Here is a 20,327-nt window from a genome sequence, read left to right on the forward strand (position 1 = left end):
ATATCATACAATACTTAATAGATTTTGGCAACTCCAAAGTTAATGGCCCAGAATAAGTCTGGCACAGCCAAATATTCCTGCATCATTACCAAGTTCTGCAAGACGAAACTCTTTATTTTTTAATGCCAGCATTACATATTGATTATAATATTTTTTTATTCCATCGGTTAATATGCTGCCTGCCTTAGACACTCCTCCGCCTATAACAAATGCCTGAGGGTCTACAACCGCAGCTACATGTGATAATGCAATACCAAGATATCTTCCCAGCTGTTCTACTAATTCTAATGCCAGTTCATCATTTTCTTTTGCACAATCAAATATGGATTTTGCAGACAAATAGTCGAAATCACGAAGTTTTGACGGTTCTGCAGATTTACTTAATAATCTCTTTGCTTCCTTTACAATACCCGTTGCAGATGCGAATTGCTCTAAGCAGCCTGTCTTTCCACAGTTGCATTTCTCCTTTTCTTCGTAATTTACTAAAATATGTCCCACTTCACCTGCTGCTCCATTGCTTCCGGTTATAATCTCACCATCTACTATTACGCCGCCTCCTACTCCGGTTCCCAAAGTTACCATAACAATACTATTATAACCTTTACCGCCTCCTTGCCACATTTCACCTAAAGCAGCTACATTGGCATCATTACCCACCTTTGCTTCAAAACCGGTAAGTGCTTTTAATTCATTGGCAACGTTTATAATGCTCCAGCCTAAATTCACGCATTCGATAACCGTTCCATCCCCGGTAACTGGTCCAGGCACACCTGCGCCAATACCCACAATTTGACTTTTATCCAATTTTCGTTCCGATATTTTATGCTCCAAGGATTTGGCTACATCACCTAATATGTAACTTCCTGAGTTCTCTTTTCTGGTTGGTATCTCCCATTTATCCACCAATTCCCCTTTATCTGTAAACAACCCTAATTTTACTGTTGTTCCACCTATATCAATTCCAAAACATAGTTTTTCCATATTACTGCTTACGTAAATTTATTAATTAAAACTTACGTATCTCCTTTCTTGACATTGCTCTTATTATGATGTATAGCGGAAATTATTTTTGTATATTTCTCCGCCGGATATAAATTCTTTCCCGGTTTTCACTTCTGTTTTTACAGGATATATTATTCTTCAATTGCTTTATTTTTTTTCATTAAATTATTGGTTACCCTATTATATAGTTCCTGTGCAGCATTATATCCCATCTTCTTTTGTCTGTGATTAACCGCAGCGGATTCTACAATAACCGCAAGATTACGTCCCGGACGGATTGGTATGGAATGACAGACTACTTTATTCCCCAGGTATTCTATGTATTGCTCCTCAAGGCCTAGTCTATCGTATTCCTTTTCTTTATTCCATTCTTCTAATTTAATAACCAAGTCAATGGCCTGGGTATTCTTAACACTTTCAACACCAAAGAGGGTCTTTACATTAATAATTCCGATACCCCTTAGTTCAATAAAGTGTCTTGTTATATCCGGTGCCATACCTATTAACGTTTCATCACTTACTTTTTTTATTTCAACAACATCATCAGTTACAAGACGATGTCCTCTTTTAATCAGTTCCAAAGCAGCTTCGCTTTTGCCAATACCGCTTTCTCCCGTAATCAAAATACCCTCACCGTATACGTCTACTAAAACCCCGTGTATGGACATCCTGGGAGCTAATTCAACATTTAACCAACGGATCACTTCTGCCATAAAGGAAGATGTGGTTTTGTTCGTTTTTAAAATAGGTACACATTTTTGCGTTGCTAATTGGATCAGTTCCGGTTCAACATCAATGCCTCGGCAGAATACAATACAAGGTACTTTATAATCCATTAATCTTGATAATATACCTATGCCGTGATCCTTTTCCATTTTTCTCATATAGGCTTCTTCTACCCGGCCGATGATCTGAACACGGTCGGAATCAAAATGATCAAAGAACCCGGCCAATTGAAGGGCTGGACGATTCACATCCGGCTGGCAGATTTTTATATGTTTATAGTCTATATCCGGTGTTAGAACTTCAAGATTCATCTTACCAATTAGCGTGGCTAATTCTACAGTATACATATTTATACTTCCTTTCCTACTTTCTGAAGACAATAGATTTATTATTCTGCACTGATTTTACTATTTTATCACATACCTTCTGTTAATGTAAATATTATTGGAAAAATTACGGTTTTATGAGCGGAAGAACTCATATACCTTTTCTGCTGCCGGCTTATTCATAGATGGCACTGCTGCCAGTTCTTCCACACTGGCTTCCTTTATGGCTTCAATGGATTGAAAATGTTTCATCAAAGCCTTTCTTCTTGCAGCTCCCACACCCTTAATATCGTCTAATACGGAGCGAATCTGAGTTTTACCCCGAAGGAGTTTATGATATTCTATAGCAAACCGGTGGGTCTCGTCTTGGATTCTTGTAATCAGTCTAAATGCTTCGCTATGTGTATCAATTGGTATCTCTGTATTGTTATAATAGAGACCCCTTGTTCTATGATTATCATCCTTAACCATGCCACATACCGGAATTACCATATTTAGGTTATCCAATACTTTTTTAGCGATATTAACCTGACCTTTGCCGCCGTCCATCATGATTAAGTCTGGTAGTTTATTAAAGCTGTCGTATTCTCGTACCGGACTCTTTTCCCCGTGTTGTTGTTCTTCACGGGGTGAATGTTCTTCATGGAGTGGGTCTTCTTCAGGAAATGTATCTTCTTCATGGAGTGTGTCTTCACGGAGTGCATCTTCTCCATGAATTATATCTTCTTCATGGAGGATGTCTTCTTCAGGAAGTGTATCTTCTTTACGGAGTACATCTTCTTTACAGATTACATCTTCACGGAGTGTACCTTCTTCACGGAGTACATCTTCTTCACGAAGTACATCTTCTTCATGGAGTGTACCTTCTTCAGGGAGTGCATCTTCTTCACGAAGTACATCTTCTTCACGAAGTGTACCTTCTTCAGGGAGTGCATCTTCTTCATGGAGTGTACCTTCTTCATGGAGTGTACCTTCTTCAGGGAGTACATCTTCTTTGCGAATTGTATGGCCTTCTTGAACGGCATGTTCTTCAAGAAGTGCATTCTTTTCATGAAGTGCACGTTCTTCCCGAATAGCGTGGGTTAATCTTCTGGTAAGCACCTCTTCCATAGAGGCATAATCATCCGGTCCTTTAACCGATCGAATTTTAAATTTACGGTAATCATTTCTCTTTGGTTTTCCGTTTTCATAAACAACCATAGAGCCAACAGATTCAAAACCGCTGGTATTGGATATATCAAAGGCCTCAATACGTCTAATTCCCGGTATATTCAATAATTCTCCTATCTGTTTTAAAGCACCCACTGTTCTGGCTTCTTCCCGTTTAATCTTTTCTGCATCCTGCTGCAATACCAGGGATGCATTCTTTCTAGCAAGTTCAACCAGTCGTTCTTTTTCTCCTTTAATGGGAACCTTAATGTATACTTTTTGTCCACGTTTGGAGGAAAGCCATTCTTCTATTATTTCCTGATCTTCAATAGACTCTCCCAATATTAATTCCCTTGGTATCAGAGGCGTACCGGCATAAAATTGCTTTACAAAACTAGTGAGAATAGAACTTTTTGATTCATGCTCCACACCGGTCAGATAAAAATGATCCCTGCCTATTAATTTGCCGCTTCGAATAAAGAAAACCTGCACAACTGCCTCATTTCCCGCTGTTGCTAATGCTAATATATCACGGTCTTCCAATTCGCTGCTGGTAATCTTTTGCTTTTGAGCTATCTGCATGACACTATTAAGAAGGTCCCTATATTCTGCCGCATTCTCGAATTCTAAGTTCTCTGCTGCTTGTTTCATTTTCTCTTCCAGCTCTTTTGTAACAAGGGAATAGTTACCGTTTAGAAATTCCAGCACCTTTTGAATGGACTCTTTGTATTCGGCTTCTGACACATAGCCTTGGCAAGGTGCTTTACACTGTTTAATGTGATAATACAGACAAGGTCTGTCCTTTCCAATGTCCTTCGGAAGATTTCGGTTGCAGGTTCTTATAAAATAAATTTTTCTCAGTAATTCCAAAGTATCCTTTATGGACTTGGAACTGGTATATGGTCCGAAATATTTTGCTTTATCCTTTCCCCTCTGTCTTGCAAACAGTACCCTTGGATACGCTTCATTTACTGTTACTTTAATATAAGGATAACTTTTGTCATCCTTTAACATGGTATTGTATTTTGGCCTGTGTTCTTTAATTAGATTACATTCCAAAACCAACGCCTCTAATTCTGAGTCTGTGATAATATATTCAAAATAGTTAATATGACTAACCATCTGCTGAATCTTTGGAGTAAGATTTCTGCTGCTTTGAAAATACTGCCGAACTCTATTTTTTAGGCTGATAGCTTTTCCTACATATATTATGTTATCGTTACTGTCATGCATAATATATACACCGGGTTTGGCGGGCAGCTTCTTTAATTCTTCTTCTATATCAAAAAACATATATACTCCTTCCTAATGTCTGTATGTCCTAACTTTATAACTTGATTATTCATATGACTTAGAGTACTGTAATTATACTATAAATAAATTGTTGTTTCAGTTTTAATATATCAAATCCAATGCATTAAGTCTATCTTATTCCTATATCTGAACGTAAAACCTGTTCATAATATTATAATTCCTGAGAAAGTTTGGATGCCGAATGTTTTTCATTCCGTTTGTATTATACCATGAACATAAAACCTGTTCATGATCCTGGCACTCCACTGGGAAAATGCAAGCAAGCTTGTATTTCCGCATTCCGTTTTTATTATATCATGAACATAAAAGCTGTTCATGATCTTGGCACTCCAATCGATAATTACAAGCAAACTTGTAATTATCTCACTCCGTTTGTATTATATCATAAATGTAAACATTATAACTGATTCTGTCAATTATAGATGTAAAAATTAATACAATAATACAGATTTTCTTACATTTTTCTTTTGGGTAAACAAAAGGACTATAAACGAAAGGTTTTACTTTCCATTTTATAGCCCTTTTGATGCTGTCATTATATTTTATTACTATATAATTTTTTATTTATTCTGCTTTTTCTTCTTTCATATCTTCTTCCGGTAAGCCTTTAACTTCACGGAATATCTTCATGAACTCTTTGCCTGTAATTGTTTCTTTCTCTACCAGATATTCAGCAATCTTATCCAATACATCACGGTTATCAGCTAAAAGTGCTTCTGCTCTATCATAACATTCCTTTAAAATGACCATTACTTCCTGATCGATTTCTCCAGCAGTGGCATCTCCACAGTTTAAAACGGGTCTTCCGTCCAGATAACGGTTCTCGATAGACTCAAGTCCCATTAAACCGAATTTATCTGACATACCATATTGGGTAACCATTGCTCTGGCTAATTGGGTTGCTTTTTCAATATCATTAGAAGCACCTGTTGTAATAGAATTAAATATAATCTTTTCAGCCGCACGGCCACCATAAAGAGTTACAATTCTTGCTACTATTTCATCTTTACTCATTAAATACTTTTCTTCTTCAGGAACCTGCATTACATATCCTAAAGAACCCATGGTTCTTGGTACAATGGTAATCTTTTGTACCGGTTCCGCATTCTTTTCTAATGCAGTAACTAAGGCGTGACCAACTTCATGGTATGCAACTATCTTCTTTTCTTCTTTGCCAAGAATACGGTCTTTCTTCTCTTTACCTGCAATAACTACTTCCACAGACTCAAACAAGTCTTCCTGAGTAACCACAGTACGTCCCTGCTTAACTGCAAGAATAGCTGCTTCATTAATCATATTAGCCAAATCAGAACCTACTGCTCCTGAGGTTGCTAAAGCAATTGCCTCTAAATCAACAGAGTCATGCATTAATACATCTTTGGAATGCACTTTTAATATATCAACTCTTCCCTTTAAGTCCGGTTTATCTACGATAATTCGACGGTCAAAACGACCGGGACGTAGCAGGGCTTTATCCAGAACTTCCGGACGGTTGGTTGCAGCTAAAATAACAAGGCCTTTGGAAGAATCAAAGCCATCCATTTCGGATAACAACTGGTTCAAAGTTTGCTCTCTTTCATCATTTCCACCGCCGTAATGGGTATCTCTGCTCTTACCGATGGCATCCACTTCATCAATAAAGATAATACATGGTGCCATTTGTTGTGCTTGTTTAAATAAATCTCGAACTCTGGAAGCACCAACACCCACAAACATCTCCACAAAATCAGAACCAGATAAAGAGAAGAAAGGCACTTTCGCTTCACCAGCTACTGCTTTTGCAAGAAGTGTTTTACCTGTTCCTGGAGGGCCTACTAATAAAGCACCTTTTGGAAGTTTAGCACCGATACGAGTATATTTTCCTGGGTTGTGCAGGAAATCCACGATTTCAGTTAAAGATTCTTTGGCTTCTTCCTGACCTGCTACATCTTTAAAAGTAACTCCCGTCTCTTTCTCCACATAAACTTTGGCATTACTTTTGCCAACACCGCCCATCATACCGCCGCCGCTTTTAGAAATCATTTTAAATAAGAACCACATTACAATATATATAAGAACAAATGGCAAAACATAAACCATAATAATATCTACTATAGTGGTACGAGTATCTACTACATCCCCACTGAACGTTACCTTTGCTTTAAGCAAACGTTCCGATAAAGTATCATCTTTTACATATCCTGTATAATAATTGATGTCATACATAGGATTTTCTTGCTTTTTGGGATCAATTATTATTTTATCCGATTTAAATAAAACCTCTTTTACCTCTCCATTATCAACCATTTTTATAAACTGGTCATAGGTTATTTCCTTACTGCTGCCCTCTTTAATTCGATTGGTCATGTAAGAAAACAGTGCCAAAAAAAGAATAGCAGCCACTAATGTATACAAAAATGGCTTCTTATTATTCCCATTTGGCCCTCGTTTTTTGTCGTTATTATCCATCCTAACCTCCTGTACTAAGTCAAAGCCTGTTCTGCTTTGCTTCTTACTTATTTTTATATGAAATAAGTAATGTATATTGTGAATACTATACTTTTATCAAAACAATCCAATATCCGATAGTTACACTTCATTATAATGTTACTAATCATATAAATCAATACGTTTGAAGTGAAATTTTTGTGACCAAGAAATAAAACTTTCTTAAAAATTATTAAGTTTTGCATCATATGTCAGGAAAATAGTACCTTTTTTTTGAATATTATGAGGGATATGCTATTAATTTATTAATTACATTTTTGAAAGTAAGAAGTATATATTGTATATGAAATTGAAAAAATAAAACAAAAAAAATTTATTGTAGATTTATCACTCAAATAGGAGTATAATATTTCAGTAATTATTTTAACATAAACTTACAAGGGTGTAGGCAATAAAGGTTTGTATTGGATATACAAACTTAAGTTTCTCCTCCCTTGTCCGACATGCCTTGAACTAATGGATTTTGGAAATATTGGTTTCAAGGTTTTTTTGTGTTGTAATTCTTAAATTAAAATATCTAACTGTTAACACATTGTAAAGGAGGAAGCGAAATGGGAGTTAAGTATGTATTTGTAACCGGTGGAGTTGTTTCAGGATTAGGAAAAGGTATTACTGCTGCATCTCTTGGAAGGCTCTTGAAAGAACGGGGTTATCATGTAACCATGCAAAAGTTCGATCCTTATATTAACATTGATCCCGGAACTATGAACCCTATCCAGCATGGCGAGGTGTTCGTTACGGACGACGGAGCAGAAACTGATCTTGACCTTGGTCATTATGAAAGATTTATTGATGAAAGCCTTACAAAGCAATCCAATGTAACCACCGGTAAAATTTATTGGTCCGTACTCTCCAAAGAAAGACGTGGAGATTTCGGTGGAGGAACAGTACAAGTTATTCCTCACATAACCAATGAAATTAAAAGCCGTTTTTACCGTAATGACGGCTGTAAAGGTAGTCAGATTGCAATTATTGAAGTTGGGGGTACAGTAGGTGATATTGAAAGCCAGCCCTTTCTGGAATCCATACGTCAATTTCAGCACGACGTAGGCCCTCAAAATGCTATACTTATACATGTAACCCTAATCCCCTATTTAAAGGCCTCCGGTGAAATGAAAACAAAACCTACCCAAGCCAGTGTAAAAGAACTGCAAGGAATGGGAATACGTCCGGATATAATTGTATGCAGGACGGAACTCCCTTTAGAACCGGGAATCAAAGATAAAATCGCCCTTTTCTGCAATGTACCAAGTCATCATGTAATACAGAATCTTGACGTTGAAACCCTCTATGAAGCTCCTCTTGCCATGGAAAAAGAACACCTTGCGGATATTGTATGCGAATGCCTTGCTTTGGATTGCCCTACACCAGACTTGTCTGCATGGGAGAGCATGGTGGCAGCTCTAAAACATCCAACTAAAGAAGTGACTGTTGCATTAGTAGGAAAATACACCCAGCTTCATGATGCCTACATCAGTGTGGTAGAATCCTTAAAACATGGAGCAGTTGCACACAATGCTTCTGTTAATATAAGATGGATACCTTCCGAAGATTTAGAGGACAATAATGCTGCCGAGCTGCTATCCGGTGTGTGGGGTATTTTAGTGCCTGGGGGTTTTGGAGACAGAGGGGTGGAAGGAAAAATCTCTGCCATAAAATATGCCCGTGAGAATAATATACCTTTCTTAGGTCTTTGCCTTGGAATGCAATTAGCAATTGTAGAAATTTCCCGCCATGTACTGGGATTTACTGATGCCCACAGTGCCGAACTAAATCCGGGCACCACACATCCGGTTATTCATTTAATGCCGGAGCAGGATGGCATTGAAGACATCGGCGGTACTCTAAGACTAGGATCTTACCCATGTGTTCTGGAAGAAACAAGCAAAGCTTATGAATTATATGGCGAGAAAGTCATTCACGAAAGACACAGACACCGCTATGAAGTAAATAACTATTATAGGGAAGATTTTATAAAAGGCGGAATCAAACTATCCGGATTGTCTCCTGACGGCCGTATCGTTGAAATGATTGAACTTAAAAACCACCCTTGGTTTGTAGCCACTCAGGCTCATCCTGAATTTAAATCAAGACCAAATAGGCCCCATCCTTTGTTTAAAGGATTTGTAGGAGCAGCTTTAGAGTGCCTGGAAAGGCAATAGGGATATGTTATTTGTCGTAAATGTCCTTCAAACGTCATTATGAACGTAAATACAGTTCTGAATGCGATACTATTTTAACGTAGTATCTACTGTATGCAATCCATACTAAGCGTAATACCATTCTTAATAAATGCCATAATAAACGTAGTAACATTCTGAATAGTACCATACTAAACGTATACATCTGAATAATGCCATACTAAAACTATATCATCCGAATAATGCCATACTAAAACTATATCATCTGAATAATGCCATACTAAAACTATATCATTCTGAAAAAAGAAGAATCTCTAAAATTCAAATACAGAGATTCTTCTTAAATTCAGCTTTGCTATTTATATCTAGGATGAAATAACCTATTTAATATCTCTTATCAATTTTTTACTTCTTTACTCTTTTCTAAAAAAAGACAATAAAGCGATAATGAAAGAGCCAATAAAAATACATATATCTGATATATTAAAAACCACTTTTCTCAAAAATTTAAAACTAAAGTAATCCACTACATAACCTTTTTTTACACGGTCATAGATATTGCTTAATGCGCCGCCAAGTATAAAGGATAAAGCCAACTTCAGAATTCGGTTATCTTTTTTCGGCAAAAGGAATGCAAAAAATAAAAGGAGGATTCCAAATAAAGAAAGAGAAATAATTTTTACAAGATGAACATTGTGATCCAAAAAATTTAGCATAGCACCTTTATTATGGTATCTTTCCAAAATAATTTTACCATTTAAAATTTCCTCGCTTTTATGCATTTCTTTGTTTTCTTCAATGTACTCTTTCACTTTAAGATCCAGAAAAAATATTAGCAAAATCAACGCTATATAAAACATGATACGATCCCTCCTTTAAGAATAGACATCCTTGCCTAATATTAAATACTATTAATTTTTTGAACGGTATTAAATTTTTTGTTCCATACTTTTTATATTTTTAAGCTTTCATGTTTTCATACTATTATATTTTCATACTCTTATATTTCCATACTTTTATTTTTTCATACTCTTATTCTTCAATATTCGCCCATATCTTTAAGCTTTTCCAATGTTGCTATCCAATCACGTGATTTACCCGCAAAGTTTTCAGGGTTTATAGGATAATGTATGTTATAAAGGTATCCTTTTTCGCCATATCTTCCTTGTATAATTTCATCTAAATGTATTTCATCTGCACAAACATTAACAACTTCTAAGCACATTAAAACTTGGGTATCTCCATCTTTTATCTCACGTTCCCAAAGATAGCGACATTCCAGATTAAGAAAGCATTCTTTAATACGTGGTGCATTTATACCCGTTGCTTGTTCTGCTGTAAGTCCCGATAATGTTATTTCGTCATTATCGAATCCATTGTTAGCGATTGTTGCAATGCATTTATCATAAATATCAGCAGAGGGAAAATTCAGCACCGCATCCCCTTTTTCCTTTATACTTTGATACATATGTCCAGATTTATTTACACTTGAGAGAATTGCATAAAAGCCACCGGGATTACCAGTAAAGCATGCCCACGATTGTAAACAAGCATTGGGCTTGCCATTCGATTTATAGGAAGTTACAACAAATAGTGGTGATGGTATTGCAGTTACAAAATCCATCCATGAAAAACCGTAAGTTTCCATAGTCCTCATTGACTCTGGAATAGCTGAATATTCTTTTTTCATTAGGTTTCACCTTCCTGTATTATGAGTACATTTCTATAATACTAACGTAATTTACTTGAATTTCGCTTATCTATCACTCCGCTTTCCACTGTTTTGCAAGCTCATTGTAAGCGTCAGCTTGTTCTATATTCCCAAGATTCTCATAACATGCAGAAAGCTTTTTTAGAGGATAATCCCCTCCATAATGGATATTCAGCTCACATTCTGTTTCATAAGCTGCATTATAAAACCAAATAATCGCTTCTTTATAATCAGATAAACCAAAGAAATATTCACCTAATTCGTAGCATATTTCAGAACTTGGTTTATCTCCCGCTACATTATTCAAAGAATACTTTAATAGCTTAGGTAAATCATTTTTAAGACTGCTGCACCTTACCAAGACGCATTGAATAGCTTTTCTCTCTTCGTATGCAAAAGAATAAGAGTCATCTTCTAAAAGCATCTCAAAAAAACTTTCAGCCTTAAGAAAATCTTCCTTTGTACCCGCAATGAACAATTCTCTTGCATACATATTAATAAGCTTCTTGGATAATTTCTCACCTCGGAGGATTATTTTCTGAAAGGTTTTAAAATCACGAGGGGCATGATTACTGGTGGGTAAATGTAAAATCTCAATATCGCTATCATAAATAATAGGTTCCAAGGAGACGGACTCATGAATAGGATCGATCCAGTAAAAATAACGTACACGTTTATAGAGTTTCGGACGGTATTCAACATCAAAATTATACGTTGTATTAAACTGAAACTGATTTGCATACTTCATTTGAACGATGTCTATCTCCGGAAGCATCGCTTTCTTTAGCTGAAGAAATTTGATCCTGTTCTCTTCATCAATCACCTCATCTGCATCTGCTACATATATGTAATCCATGGCAGCCTTGGAAAAAGAGAAGTTTCTGGCCGCTGCAAAATCATCAATCCATTGAAAATCGTAGATTTTATCTGTATAATTCTTGGCAATATCTTTTGTTCCATCTGTGGAACCGGTATCAACAATAACAATCTCATCTACTATATCATTTAAACTATTTAGACACCTTGCAAGAATTTGTTCCTCATTCTTTACTATTAAGCATGCACTGATTGTAATCATGTATATCTCTCCTTGTATCCTTTGTAAGTGTATCTTTAGTATAGCATAGAAATTTACTTCCATCAATTGATACAAATGTAATATATTAACTTAATTTATGCAGCAAAATCAAGGGATGTAATCAGGAATTATGAAATAATATGTAAGTTTTTGCATACAAATTGCACATAGATTTATAGAAAAAATTGTCGTTTTACCAATATTGTACAACTTTAAGAGATGTGCTATATTTAATTTATAAAAATTCTATCAATTCTATGGTTAAATCCTTTATAAATAAGGATTTAATGTCTGTATTCTTTCTATTTATTCTACAAAAGCTGCTAAGATTTTATTAGCAGCTTTTATCTTATATATAATAATTCTTCTTCCTAAACATTTTACAAGAAATTGTTATTCTTTTCTAATAAGTAACACTGATTGTAATCAGGTATACCTCTCTCCTTGATTATACTTATATACAAAAATTTCTATGCTCATTTTATAAAAATAATATATATAGTTTTATGCTGTTTTATAACTTTTTATAAAATTACATATTAAATCAACATCATCTAGTTCTAAATTAGCATATAAAGGCAAGGTTAATACTCTTTCCGAAATATATTTTGCAATAGGTGTTTGTTCTTTATCAAATTTCCCTTTATAACATTGAAATTGATTGGTTAAAGGATAAAAATATTTCCTTGCATATATATTCTCTTTTCTTAATTCATCATAGATTTCATCACGGGTAATTCCAAATTTAGTTTCATCAATTACAATAGGAAAATAAGAATAGTTGGATTTTACATTTTTTTGTTCTTTTGTAATACAAAGACCATCTATATTTTCTAAATTTTCAAAATATCTATCTACTACTTTTTTTCTTTTTTCGACTTCCCCATCAATATGGCGTAAATTACATATACCCATTGCCGCTTGAAATTCATTCATCTTTGCATTGACTCCTACACCATCCACAACTGTTTCCGACTGAATTCCAAAGTTTTTTAATTTATATAATTCTTTACCAATGTTTTCATCGTGAAAAGTAACAGCACCGCCTTCAATTGTATTAAAAACTTTTGTTGCGTGAAAACTAAAAATAGAGGCATCACCAAATGTTCCTACCGCTTCTCCATCAATCGTAACACCAAAAGCATGAGCAGCATCATATATGACTTTTAAATTATATTTATTAGCAATTTCTTCAATGGCTTTTGTATCACAAACATGGCCATAAACATGTACTGGTAAAATGGCGGATGTCTTTTTAGTTATTAATTTTTCAATCTGATCCACATTGATTGTATAATTATCTTTATTTATATCGCAAAAAATTGGCGTAAGCCCGTTTCTCACAATGGCATGAGTTGTAGATATAAAGGTAAATGGAGTGGTTATCACTTCACCCTCTAATTTAAGTGCTTGTAATAATAGTTCCAATGATAAATGCCCATTGCAAAACAAAGATATGTAGGGTACTTTCAAAAATGATACTAATTTTTCTTCAAATTCTTTATGAAGTCTTCCCATGTTAGTAAGCCATGCTGTATCCCATAATGACTGAATTTCCTTCACATACTCTTCAAAAGGTGGCATGGATGACCTCGCCACCATAATCTGTTTTTTCATTTAATTCATGCCTTTCTTATATTTATCTGGAACTCTTTAAAATGAATATTGGTCTTTTATAGAATTCACTATTTAAGTTCATAGAAAGATTATTAATGACTACTTGCAATTGTTCCTTTGTAGTTTCAACTGGTACATTAATATATTCTTTTTTGTCATAGTGGTATAATCCCATATTAACAATTTCATAGCCACTCTGTAGAAAGACATTCTTTTGATATTCTATCATATCAGTGATGCAGTCTGAAGATACAATTGGTGTGTTTTTATTACCACCCCAATTATATCCCAGCTGAAACACAATAATATTACACTTTTCTTTAAACTTTCTTAAATATGTAATAATATAATTTTTTAACTCATTTACGTTTCTAACTTGATCACATTCAAAGTCCACTCCGGTATGGTGTAACACATTCATGTGAAAAGCTATATCTAAGTTAGGCAAATTATCAATATTATCCAATCCTGCTGATTCATTTAAAACCTTGACATTATTTATTTGAAACATATCACAAATCATCTTTATGAAGTTTGTATTGTTCTCATTAATCTCAATTGCCACAAAATCAGTTTGTTCATTTTCCATAGCAAAATCAAGACAAAAACGACCAGTATTAGCACCTATATCTCCTACAACGATGCCATGCGGAAAGGTAAGATTTTCTTTAATATACTGATATCTTTTGCTGTCACCCCTCCAGTTCTCATCTATTTTTGCGGTAATTCCTAATGCTTTTGTTACAAATGTAGGATAATTCTGGTAACTCGAATGTTTACCTCCATCATTGTAATAATTTAATATCTTATCTTTCATCTCACTTGTTATCATTATAGTCCCTCTTCATAAAGTTTTTTAGTATCTTTTCTATTGTATACTTCATAATTCGATAATTCTTTAAGCATTTCTTTCAATTGAATATCATCATATCCATAATATGTATTATCCTTCGTGTTAGAAAGGCCGCTCTCCCAAAAATAATAAACATTTTGTTTCGATAATTTCTTATTATCTATTTGTATATCAAATCCCATATCAATCAAATATTCTTCAAAAAACGAAATATTGGCATCAACAAATAATTGAGAAGGTCCCCACAGCCTTGGATTTGCTTCTATCATAAAATATTTTTCGTTTGATTTTTTTACTTCCACCATTACTAGACCTTGAAATCCTTCATTTATAAACATATCAGCATAAACCTTACAAATGTCTTTTTTATGCAAATCACTGCTTACAGCAAGGCAAATAGAACCTCCTCCCCCTTGTTGAATCAAGTTCTTTTGAGAAAAGCAACTATAAGAACCATCTTTCTTAAAATAATATAGTAAATACCAGCTTTCTCCTATTATATATTGTTCAATTGTCCAATCCTTTTTATTATCGATTGCTAATTGATTATATATTTCTTTATTTTCTAGTAAAATTGGTTTTCCCATATAGGTATCATAGGTTTTCGGTTTTAATATACATGGAAATACTGCATTCTCAATTGTTTCATAACAAGCAGGTACCATAAGATTATATTTCTTACATAATTGATAAAATGAACTTTTATCAGAAATGGTAGAATAAAGTTCTTTATCTACCAATGGAATACCTATATTATGTTTTCTAAATTCATTTTTGTTCAAAACTAAATAGCGATTTAAATATTCCGTACTTGGTAACATAAACAGTTCTTCAAGGTTATATTTATCCTTAATATTTAATACTATGGATACTAAATCAGAAATGTCATTATCATTTCGTATATATACAACGTGTTCCTTATATTCTGTATGGAAGATCGAGTCTTGCTCACCAGATGCAATAATATAAAAAGGAATTTCTTTTTCTTTACACACTCGCATAAATGCAATGATCGCACGCATATTATATCCAGACAAAATAACAACTGCTTTTTTATTGATTAGTTTATCTATATCCTTCATAACTAATTGTAGGTTCTTAGCCAAATCATATTGTTCAGACTTACGGCTTTTTGCTAATGCACTCTGATTATTATAAAATTCTTTATCATGGCAGTAACGGTCAACTAACTCTAACATTTGATCATAATCACTACATATAAAATCTTTTCCTACAGTATATGCAGCATCACAATAATCCGTAGTTATGACAGGCACTCCGACGCTAAGTGCTCTGGAAGCTCCACCTCCTGCTCCTTTCCTCTTTGGATTAATAAATAAGTCCATAATAGATAAAACATCAACCAAATCTTCTTGATAACCTAAGTATACTGCCCTTCCTTCTTCATTTGCTTCTTTAAAATTGTTATAAAATGTATTATATTCACCAATAAAAACCAAACATATCTTTGAATCTATTCGTAAAACATGATATAAGACATCAATAAACTCAGACGACACTTCCAAATCTAATCTGTTACCTACAACAGTAACTGCAAAAGCATCCTTTGGAATATTGAATTGTTCTCTTGTATAAGTTTTATCTGATTTTTTATAAGAAAATGCTAAATTCATATGAAGGATATCTTGCCCTTTTTCTTTTAAATATGCTTCAGCTTCTTTTACTTCTTCCCCTCCACTATTTATATAATTTAACATAATTTGGGCTTCCGAAATAGCATACCCATCCGTACAAGGCATTGATACAACTGTTGTAAATTTTCGCATGAGATCCGCATAAAATGTAGCTCCACCAATATACCATGCAAAATATGGTTTTAATTCATAAATCTCATTCATAAGTGACTTTATAAATTCGAAATTGTTGTTTTTGATTATAACTTGAAAGCCTTTTATCTGTACTTGGTTATATTCAATCAAAAAATTATCATTATATGCAATATCGTAATTAAAAGTAAATGGGTTAATCCAAAGTCCTTCCTTCAAAGAATTGTCAAATTGTTCTACTGCTACAATTAATAGAACTTCATAACCTAAATCCTTTTGCAAGGATGCACATATTTCTTTCACTATGCGCGATGGTGCATGTAAATTTCCTAATAATTGATTTGTAACAATAATAACTTTCTTCCTATCTCTATCTCTTACTGGTATCTTTTTAAAATCTAATTGCATTTCTTTCTCAATTTTATTTACCAGGTGTTCATTAATTACACGCCTAATTCTATATGTATTTTTAATTTCAGAATTACAAAATATTTCTCTTTCCATTTGCATCCTAAGAAACAAACTTTGAAAAATATCCAATTTATCTTGATTCAAAATATTCATTACTTGTAAAATACATTCTTTATCTAATGTAACGGAATAAATTACTGAAAGTAGTAATACATACAATTCAGCATCATCACTAAATTCATTACTCAGATTATTATAGAAATCCTTGGTAAGATTTGACTTCTCCACTAATTCATACTGTTTTTTTAATTTAAGGCTATATAAGGGTAATGTTTCTTTTGATCCACTTCGATATGCATTGATTAACTCAACTATACTTTGTAATATTTCTTTGATATAATTTTCCATAAATACTCCATTCCACTATACTAGATGTTAAAATGTATCGTTGTTTTAATTTCACCATTTTCATTCCGGCGATTTTTGCTCCACCCTCTGTTTAATCTCGCAGTATTTGATTTACATAATTAGTATCAATCAAAATAGAGGAAGTATTAAAATATGATTTATTCTCCACCAGACCGCTTAAGACCAACATTTCAAAATTAATAAGTTTGAAAATATTTAATAACTCTGCTATAATTTTAAAGTCGAAAAAATATCACATCTTTTAAAGAATAGTTTAAAATTTCAATATTATTATAAACGATTTTACTTATAAAGATTTACACCCTCATACACACTTTATCTTTATTCATTATTAGATATATTAATAATCGCTGTTGCCAACTTAAAATCAAACTCATCATCTATATCTATTGATTTTTCTTTATCCATTATATAGGCAATGCAGTTTTCATCATAGATAGATTTACATGCTTTAAAATATGGTACTTTAACAATATAAACTGCACCATTTATTCTATAATAAGTATCGAGTTTTTGTCTTGGAAGAATACTGATATCTTTTCTGATAAAATTCTCCATGGTACCATCCTGAGGCAACGTATTACACCACAGCGGTGAATGCTCTACTTCACAAACACTTACCACACTATTTTTACCACTTCTTTGTAAAATTTCATATGCTTCCTTTATATTGTCAGCAGTTCTTAGAGGTGTAGTTGGTTGTAATAAAGTTACTGTATCAAAAACTCTTCCCATTTCTTCATATTTAGATATTGTCTCTCTTACTACATCCCAAGAAGAAGCTGTATCCGTAGAATTCTTACCACTTCTAAGAAATGGAACACTTGCGCCATATTCTATTGCAATATCCGCATATAGTATGGTGTCTGTTGAAACGTGTATTTCTTCAAATATTTCCGAATTTTTAGCGGCTTCAACGGAGTAGGCTAACAAAGGTTTACCATTTAATAATTTTATATTTTTATCTTTTAGGCCTTTTGAGCCACTTCTGGCCGGAATAATTGCAAGATTTTTCATCTTCTTACTCTCCTGTATTACATCAGTTTTAGAAATTTATGAGCTTAACACATAAAAGTAATATCGTAAAACTTTTTCTTTAAGTTAATTCTATTTTCTAGCAGATACTCTTTGATTACATTTACAATTCGATCTGAGGCATGTCCATCGCCATAGGGATTTACTGTTCTTTTCGCCTTTTTAATAAATTCCTCGTTTAGTGCTGCTTTTATTGCTTCATTAATGGAGTCGCATTCTGCCCTGCAGTTAATGATAGAATCACTTTGTATTCTTCCCTTTTGTCTATCTCCGATATTAACTGTCGGTATCCCAAAGGATGGTGCTTCAATAATTCCACTGGAAGAATTTCCAATGACCATGCTGCAATATTTCAATGCACTTAGGTAACGAAGCATTCCAAGGGAGGGATAAGCAATTACATTATCATGTACGGCGGCATATTGATCAATTATTTCATTAATCATTACCCCATTCGCATCTGCATTTGCTTTTGTTATTATATATTTTAATTCATCATGTTTATCCATGGCACATAGTAAGTTATAAAATTGCTCTTTTACCGTATTATCCTCCAATGTTACAGGATGAAAGGTAACCACCCCATAAGGTTTATCAAGCTTAAATTGTATACTTCTCTCCAGTTCTTCCTTTGATAAAAGGTTGGTTTTTAGTATGTTTTCAATGCCAAGCGCTCCCACTTGGTATACTCTATCAGGAGATTCACCTAATTGAATGACTCTTTTTCTGTATTCTAAAGTACTGGTAAAATGAAGGTAACTCATCTTTGTTATAGCATGACGAATAGCTTCATCTATAGCACCTTCGGTGGTTTCCCCTCCGTAAAGATGGGCAATTGGTATTCTTGCGTTCATTGCCGCACAGCATACAGCTAAAGTTTCATAGCGATCTCCCAATACCATCAGCATATCCGGCTTCAATTTTTCAAAATAATTAGAAAATTTTATTAGAGCAGTACCCATTGACTTAGATATGGCAGCTTCAGTATTGGAATCCTCCAGTATATCTATTTTTTCATCAATAGCAAATCCATCTTCTTCCACTTCCTTATAGGTAAACCCATATTTTGCAGAGAGATGCATTCCTGTGGCTACGATTCTTACATCAAATTCTTCATATTCTAATAATTTTGCTACAACAGGCTTTAAGAGTCCATATTCTGCTCTTGTTGCTGTTAACACACTAATGATTTTCTTCATTACATCAGCCCATTCTTTTATATGTCTATTAAATAGTTTCTTGCTATTTAATCATCTTTCAATTAATTCATCTTTTTGAAAATCTTTTTTTGCTTTTCTGCCAAGTACTCTAAACCACTCCATAGGAGATATACCATTTCCTGGTCTCTTGGTTGTTATATTCTCTTCTGTAAAAATATCGCCCTTTTTTATATCTTTTTTTGCCACAATACTTTTTCGCGCAACTGCTATATTTTTCTTTTCAGATTCGGAAGGGTGCTTTTCTCCATTACCCAAAGCTGTTTCAATATTTCTTATAGCCTTTACCATTTCTTTCAATTCATCAGGCTCCAGACTTGCCTTATGATCCGGTCCCGGCATATTCTTGTCTAATGTAAAATGTTTCTCTATTACCACCGCCCCCAGTGCCACTGCTGCCACAGGAACTTCAAATCCCTGTGTATGATCGGAATATCCGACCTTTACGTGGAATTTCTTTTCTAATGTCTTCATAGCATTCAGATTCACATCTTTAAAAGGGGTAGGGTATTCTGTATTACAATGTAATACAGTGATATCCTCTCTATTATAGTCGCCAAATATGTTCAGTGCCTCCTCTATCTCCTGCAGAGTACACATTCCGGTAGATAAAATAATAGGTTTTTTGGTTTTTGCAATCTTTAACAAGTATGGCAGATTTGTAATCTCTCCAGAAGGAATCTTCCAGAAAGGCATATTCAATGAATTCAGAAAATCTACACTTTCCTCATCAAATGGAGTGGAGATAAAATCAATATTTAATTCTGCTGCATATTCCTTTAGTAAACAAAACTCCCGAAAAGAAAGTTCTAATTTCTTAAGCATATCTTGCTGGGATTCTTTATTATCCGTTGACTTCATTTGATAGTCTGCTTTTTTTGCATTGGATGAAACAAGATTACCTGCTTTAAAGGTCTGAAATTTTACCGCGTCTACTCCGGCTTTTTTCCCCTCCAGTATCATCATTTTTGCCAGTTCAAAATCTCCATTATGATTGACACCGGCTTCTGCAATAATATATGTTCTTCCCATATTAACCTCAAT

The 20,327-nt window shown here is 34.0% G+C and carries 14 protein-coding genes; 1 reads left to right on the forward strand and 13 read right to left on the reverse strand.

From position 1 onward, the window contains the following. Positions 1-39 precede the first annotated feature (39 nt). The 4 genes from BM183_RS05135 to ftsH all read right to left on the reverse strand — a co-directional run bounded on the left by BM183_RS05135 (position 40) and on the right by ftsH (position 6,965). The gene (locus BM183_RS05135) at positions 40-981 is read right to left on the reverse strand and encodes an ROK family glucokinase (protein WP_091684967.1); all 942 of its coding nucleotides are present in this window, start codon (positions 979-981) and stop codon (positions 40-42) included. A 152-nt stretch (positions 982-1,133) separates the two neighbouring features. Continuing rightward, positions 1,134-2,075 (reverse strand): HPr(Ser) kinase/phosphatase, encoded by a 942-nt coding sequence (gene hprK, locus BM183_RS05140; RefSeq protein WP_091684968.1) that lies wholly within the window; start codon positions 2,073-2,075, stop codon positions 1,134-1,136. 114 nt (positions 2,076-2,189) lie between these two features. Beyond that, a complete protein-coding gene (gene uvrC / locus BM183_RS05145) occupies positions 2,190-4,496 on the reverse strand; it encodes an excinuclease ABC subunit UvrC (protein ID WP_091684970.1) in 2,307 nt (768 codons plus the stop codon). Positions 4,497-5,081: 585 nt separating this feature from the next. Continuing rightward, complete coding sequence (gene ftsH, locus BM183_RS05150; RefSeq protein ID WP_091684971.1) at positions 5,082-6,965, reverse strand: ATP-dependent zinc metalloprotease FtsH; 1,884 nt, start codon at positions 6,963-6,965, stop codon at positions 5,082-5,084. Between the two features lie 590 nt (positions 6,966-7,555). Between ftsH and BM183_RS05155 the strand changes: the two genes are divergently transcribed. After that, positions 7,556-9,166: a CTP synthase gene (locus tag BM183_RS05155; RefSeq protein WP_091684973.1), complete on the forward strand. Its 1,611-nt coding sequence runs from the start codon at positions 7,556-7,558 to the stop codon at positions 9,164-9,166. A gap of 392 nt (positions 9,167-9,558) precedes the next feature. On the opposite strand, the gene lspA is transcribed toward BM183_RS05155, so the two are convergent. From lspA to neuB, 9 genes are all read right to left on the reverse strand, one after another. Continuing rightward, positions 9,559-10,005 carry a signal peptidase II gene (lspA, locus tag BM183_RS05160; protein ID WP_091684975.1) on the reverse strand — a complete coding sequence of 149 codons (447 nt, stop codon included), beginning with the start codon at positions 10,003-10,005 and terminating at the stop codon, positions 9,559-9,561. 179 nt (positions 10,006-10,184) lie between these two features. Continuing rightward, the gene (locus BM183_RS05165; protein WP_242960859.1) at positions 10,185-10,835 is read right to left on the reverse strand and encodes a flavin reductase family protein; all 651 of its coding nucleotides are present in this window, start codon (positions 10,833-10,835) and stop codon (positions 10,185-10,187) included. 73 nt (positions 10,836-10,908) lie between these two features. Next, a complete protein-coding gene (locus BM183_RS05170) occupies positions 10,909-11,934 on the reverse strand; it encodes a glycosyltransferase family 2 protein (protein WP_091684977.1) in 1,026 nt (341 codons plus the stop codon). Between the two features lie 504 nt (positions 11,935-12,438). Next, positions 12,439-13,518 (reverse strand): DegT/DnrJ/EryC1/StrS family aminotransferase, encoded by a 1,080-nt coding sequence (locus BM183_RS05175; RefSeq protein WP_316284402.1) that lies wholly within the window; start codon positions 13,516-13,518, stop codon positions 12,439-12,441. A gap of 55 nt (positions 13,519-13,573) precedes the next feature. After that, positions 13,574-14,383, reverse strand: coding sequence for a class I SAM-dependent methyltransferase (locus BM183_RS05180; protein ID WP_091684980.1), 810 nt, complete (start codon positions 14,381-14,383; stop codon positions 13,574-13,576). After that, a complete protein-coding gene (locus BM183_RS05185) occupies positions 14,383-17,010 on the reverse strand; it encodes a glycosyltransferase (protein ID WP_091684982.1) in 2,628 nt (875 codons plus the stop codon). The genes BM183_RS05180 and BM183_RS05185 overlap by 1 nt, the downstream gene beginning before the upstream one ends. 342 nt (positions 17,011-17,352) lie before the next feature. After that, positions 17,353-18,048, reverse strand: a complete 696-nt coding sequence (locus BM183_RS05190) for an acylneuraminate cytidylyltransferase family protein (protein ID WP_091684983.1) — start codon at positions 18,046-18,048, stop codon at positions 17,353-17,355. A gap of 44 nt (positions 18,049-18,092) precedes the next feature. After that, positions 18,093-19,265 carry a UDP-N-acetylglucosamine 2-epimerase gene (neuC, locus tag BM183_RS05195; RefSeq protein WP_091684985.1) on the reverse strand — a complete coding sequence of 391 codons (1,173 nt, stop codon included), beginning with the start codon at positions 19,263-19,265 and terminating at the stop codon, positions 18,093-18,095. Positions 19,266-19,316: 51 nt separating this feature from the next. Further along, the gene (gene neuB, locus BM183_RS05200) at positions 19,317-20,315 is read right to left on the reverse strand and encodes an N-acetylneuraminate synthase (protein WP_091684986.1); all 999 of its coding nucleotides are present in this window, start codon (positions 20,313-20,315) and stop codon (positions 19,317-19,319) included. Positions 20,316-20,327: the final 12 nt, after the last annotated feature.

The sequence above is a fragment of the Anaerocolumna aminovalerica genome (assembly GCF_900115365.1).
Classification (GTDB): domain Bacteria; phylum Bacillota; class Clostridia; order Lachnospirales; family Lachnospiraceae; genus Anaerocolumna; species Anaerocolumna aminovalerica.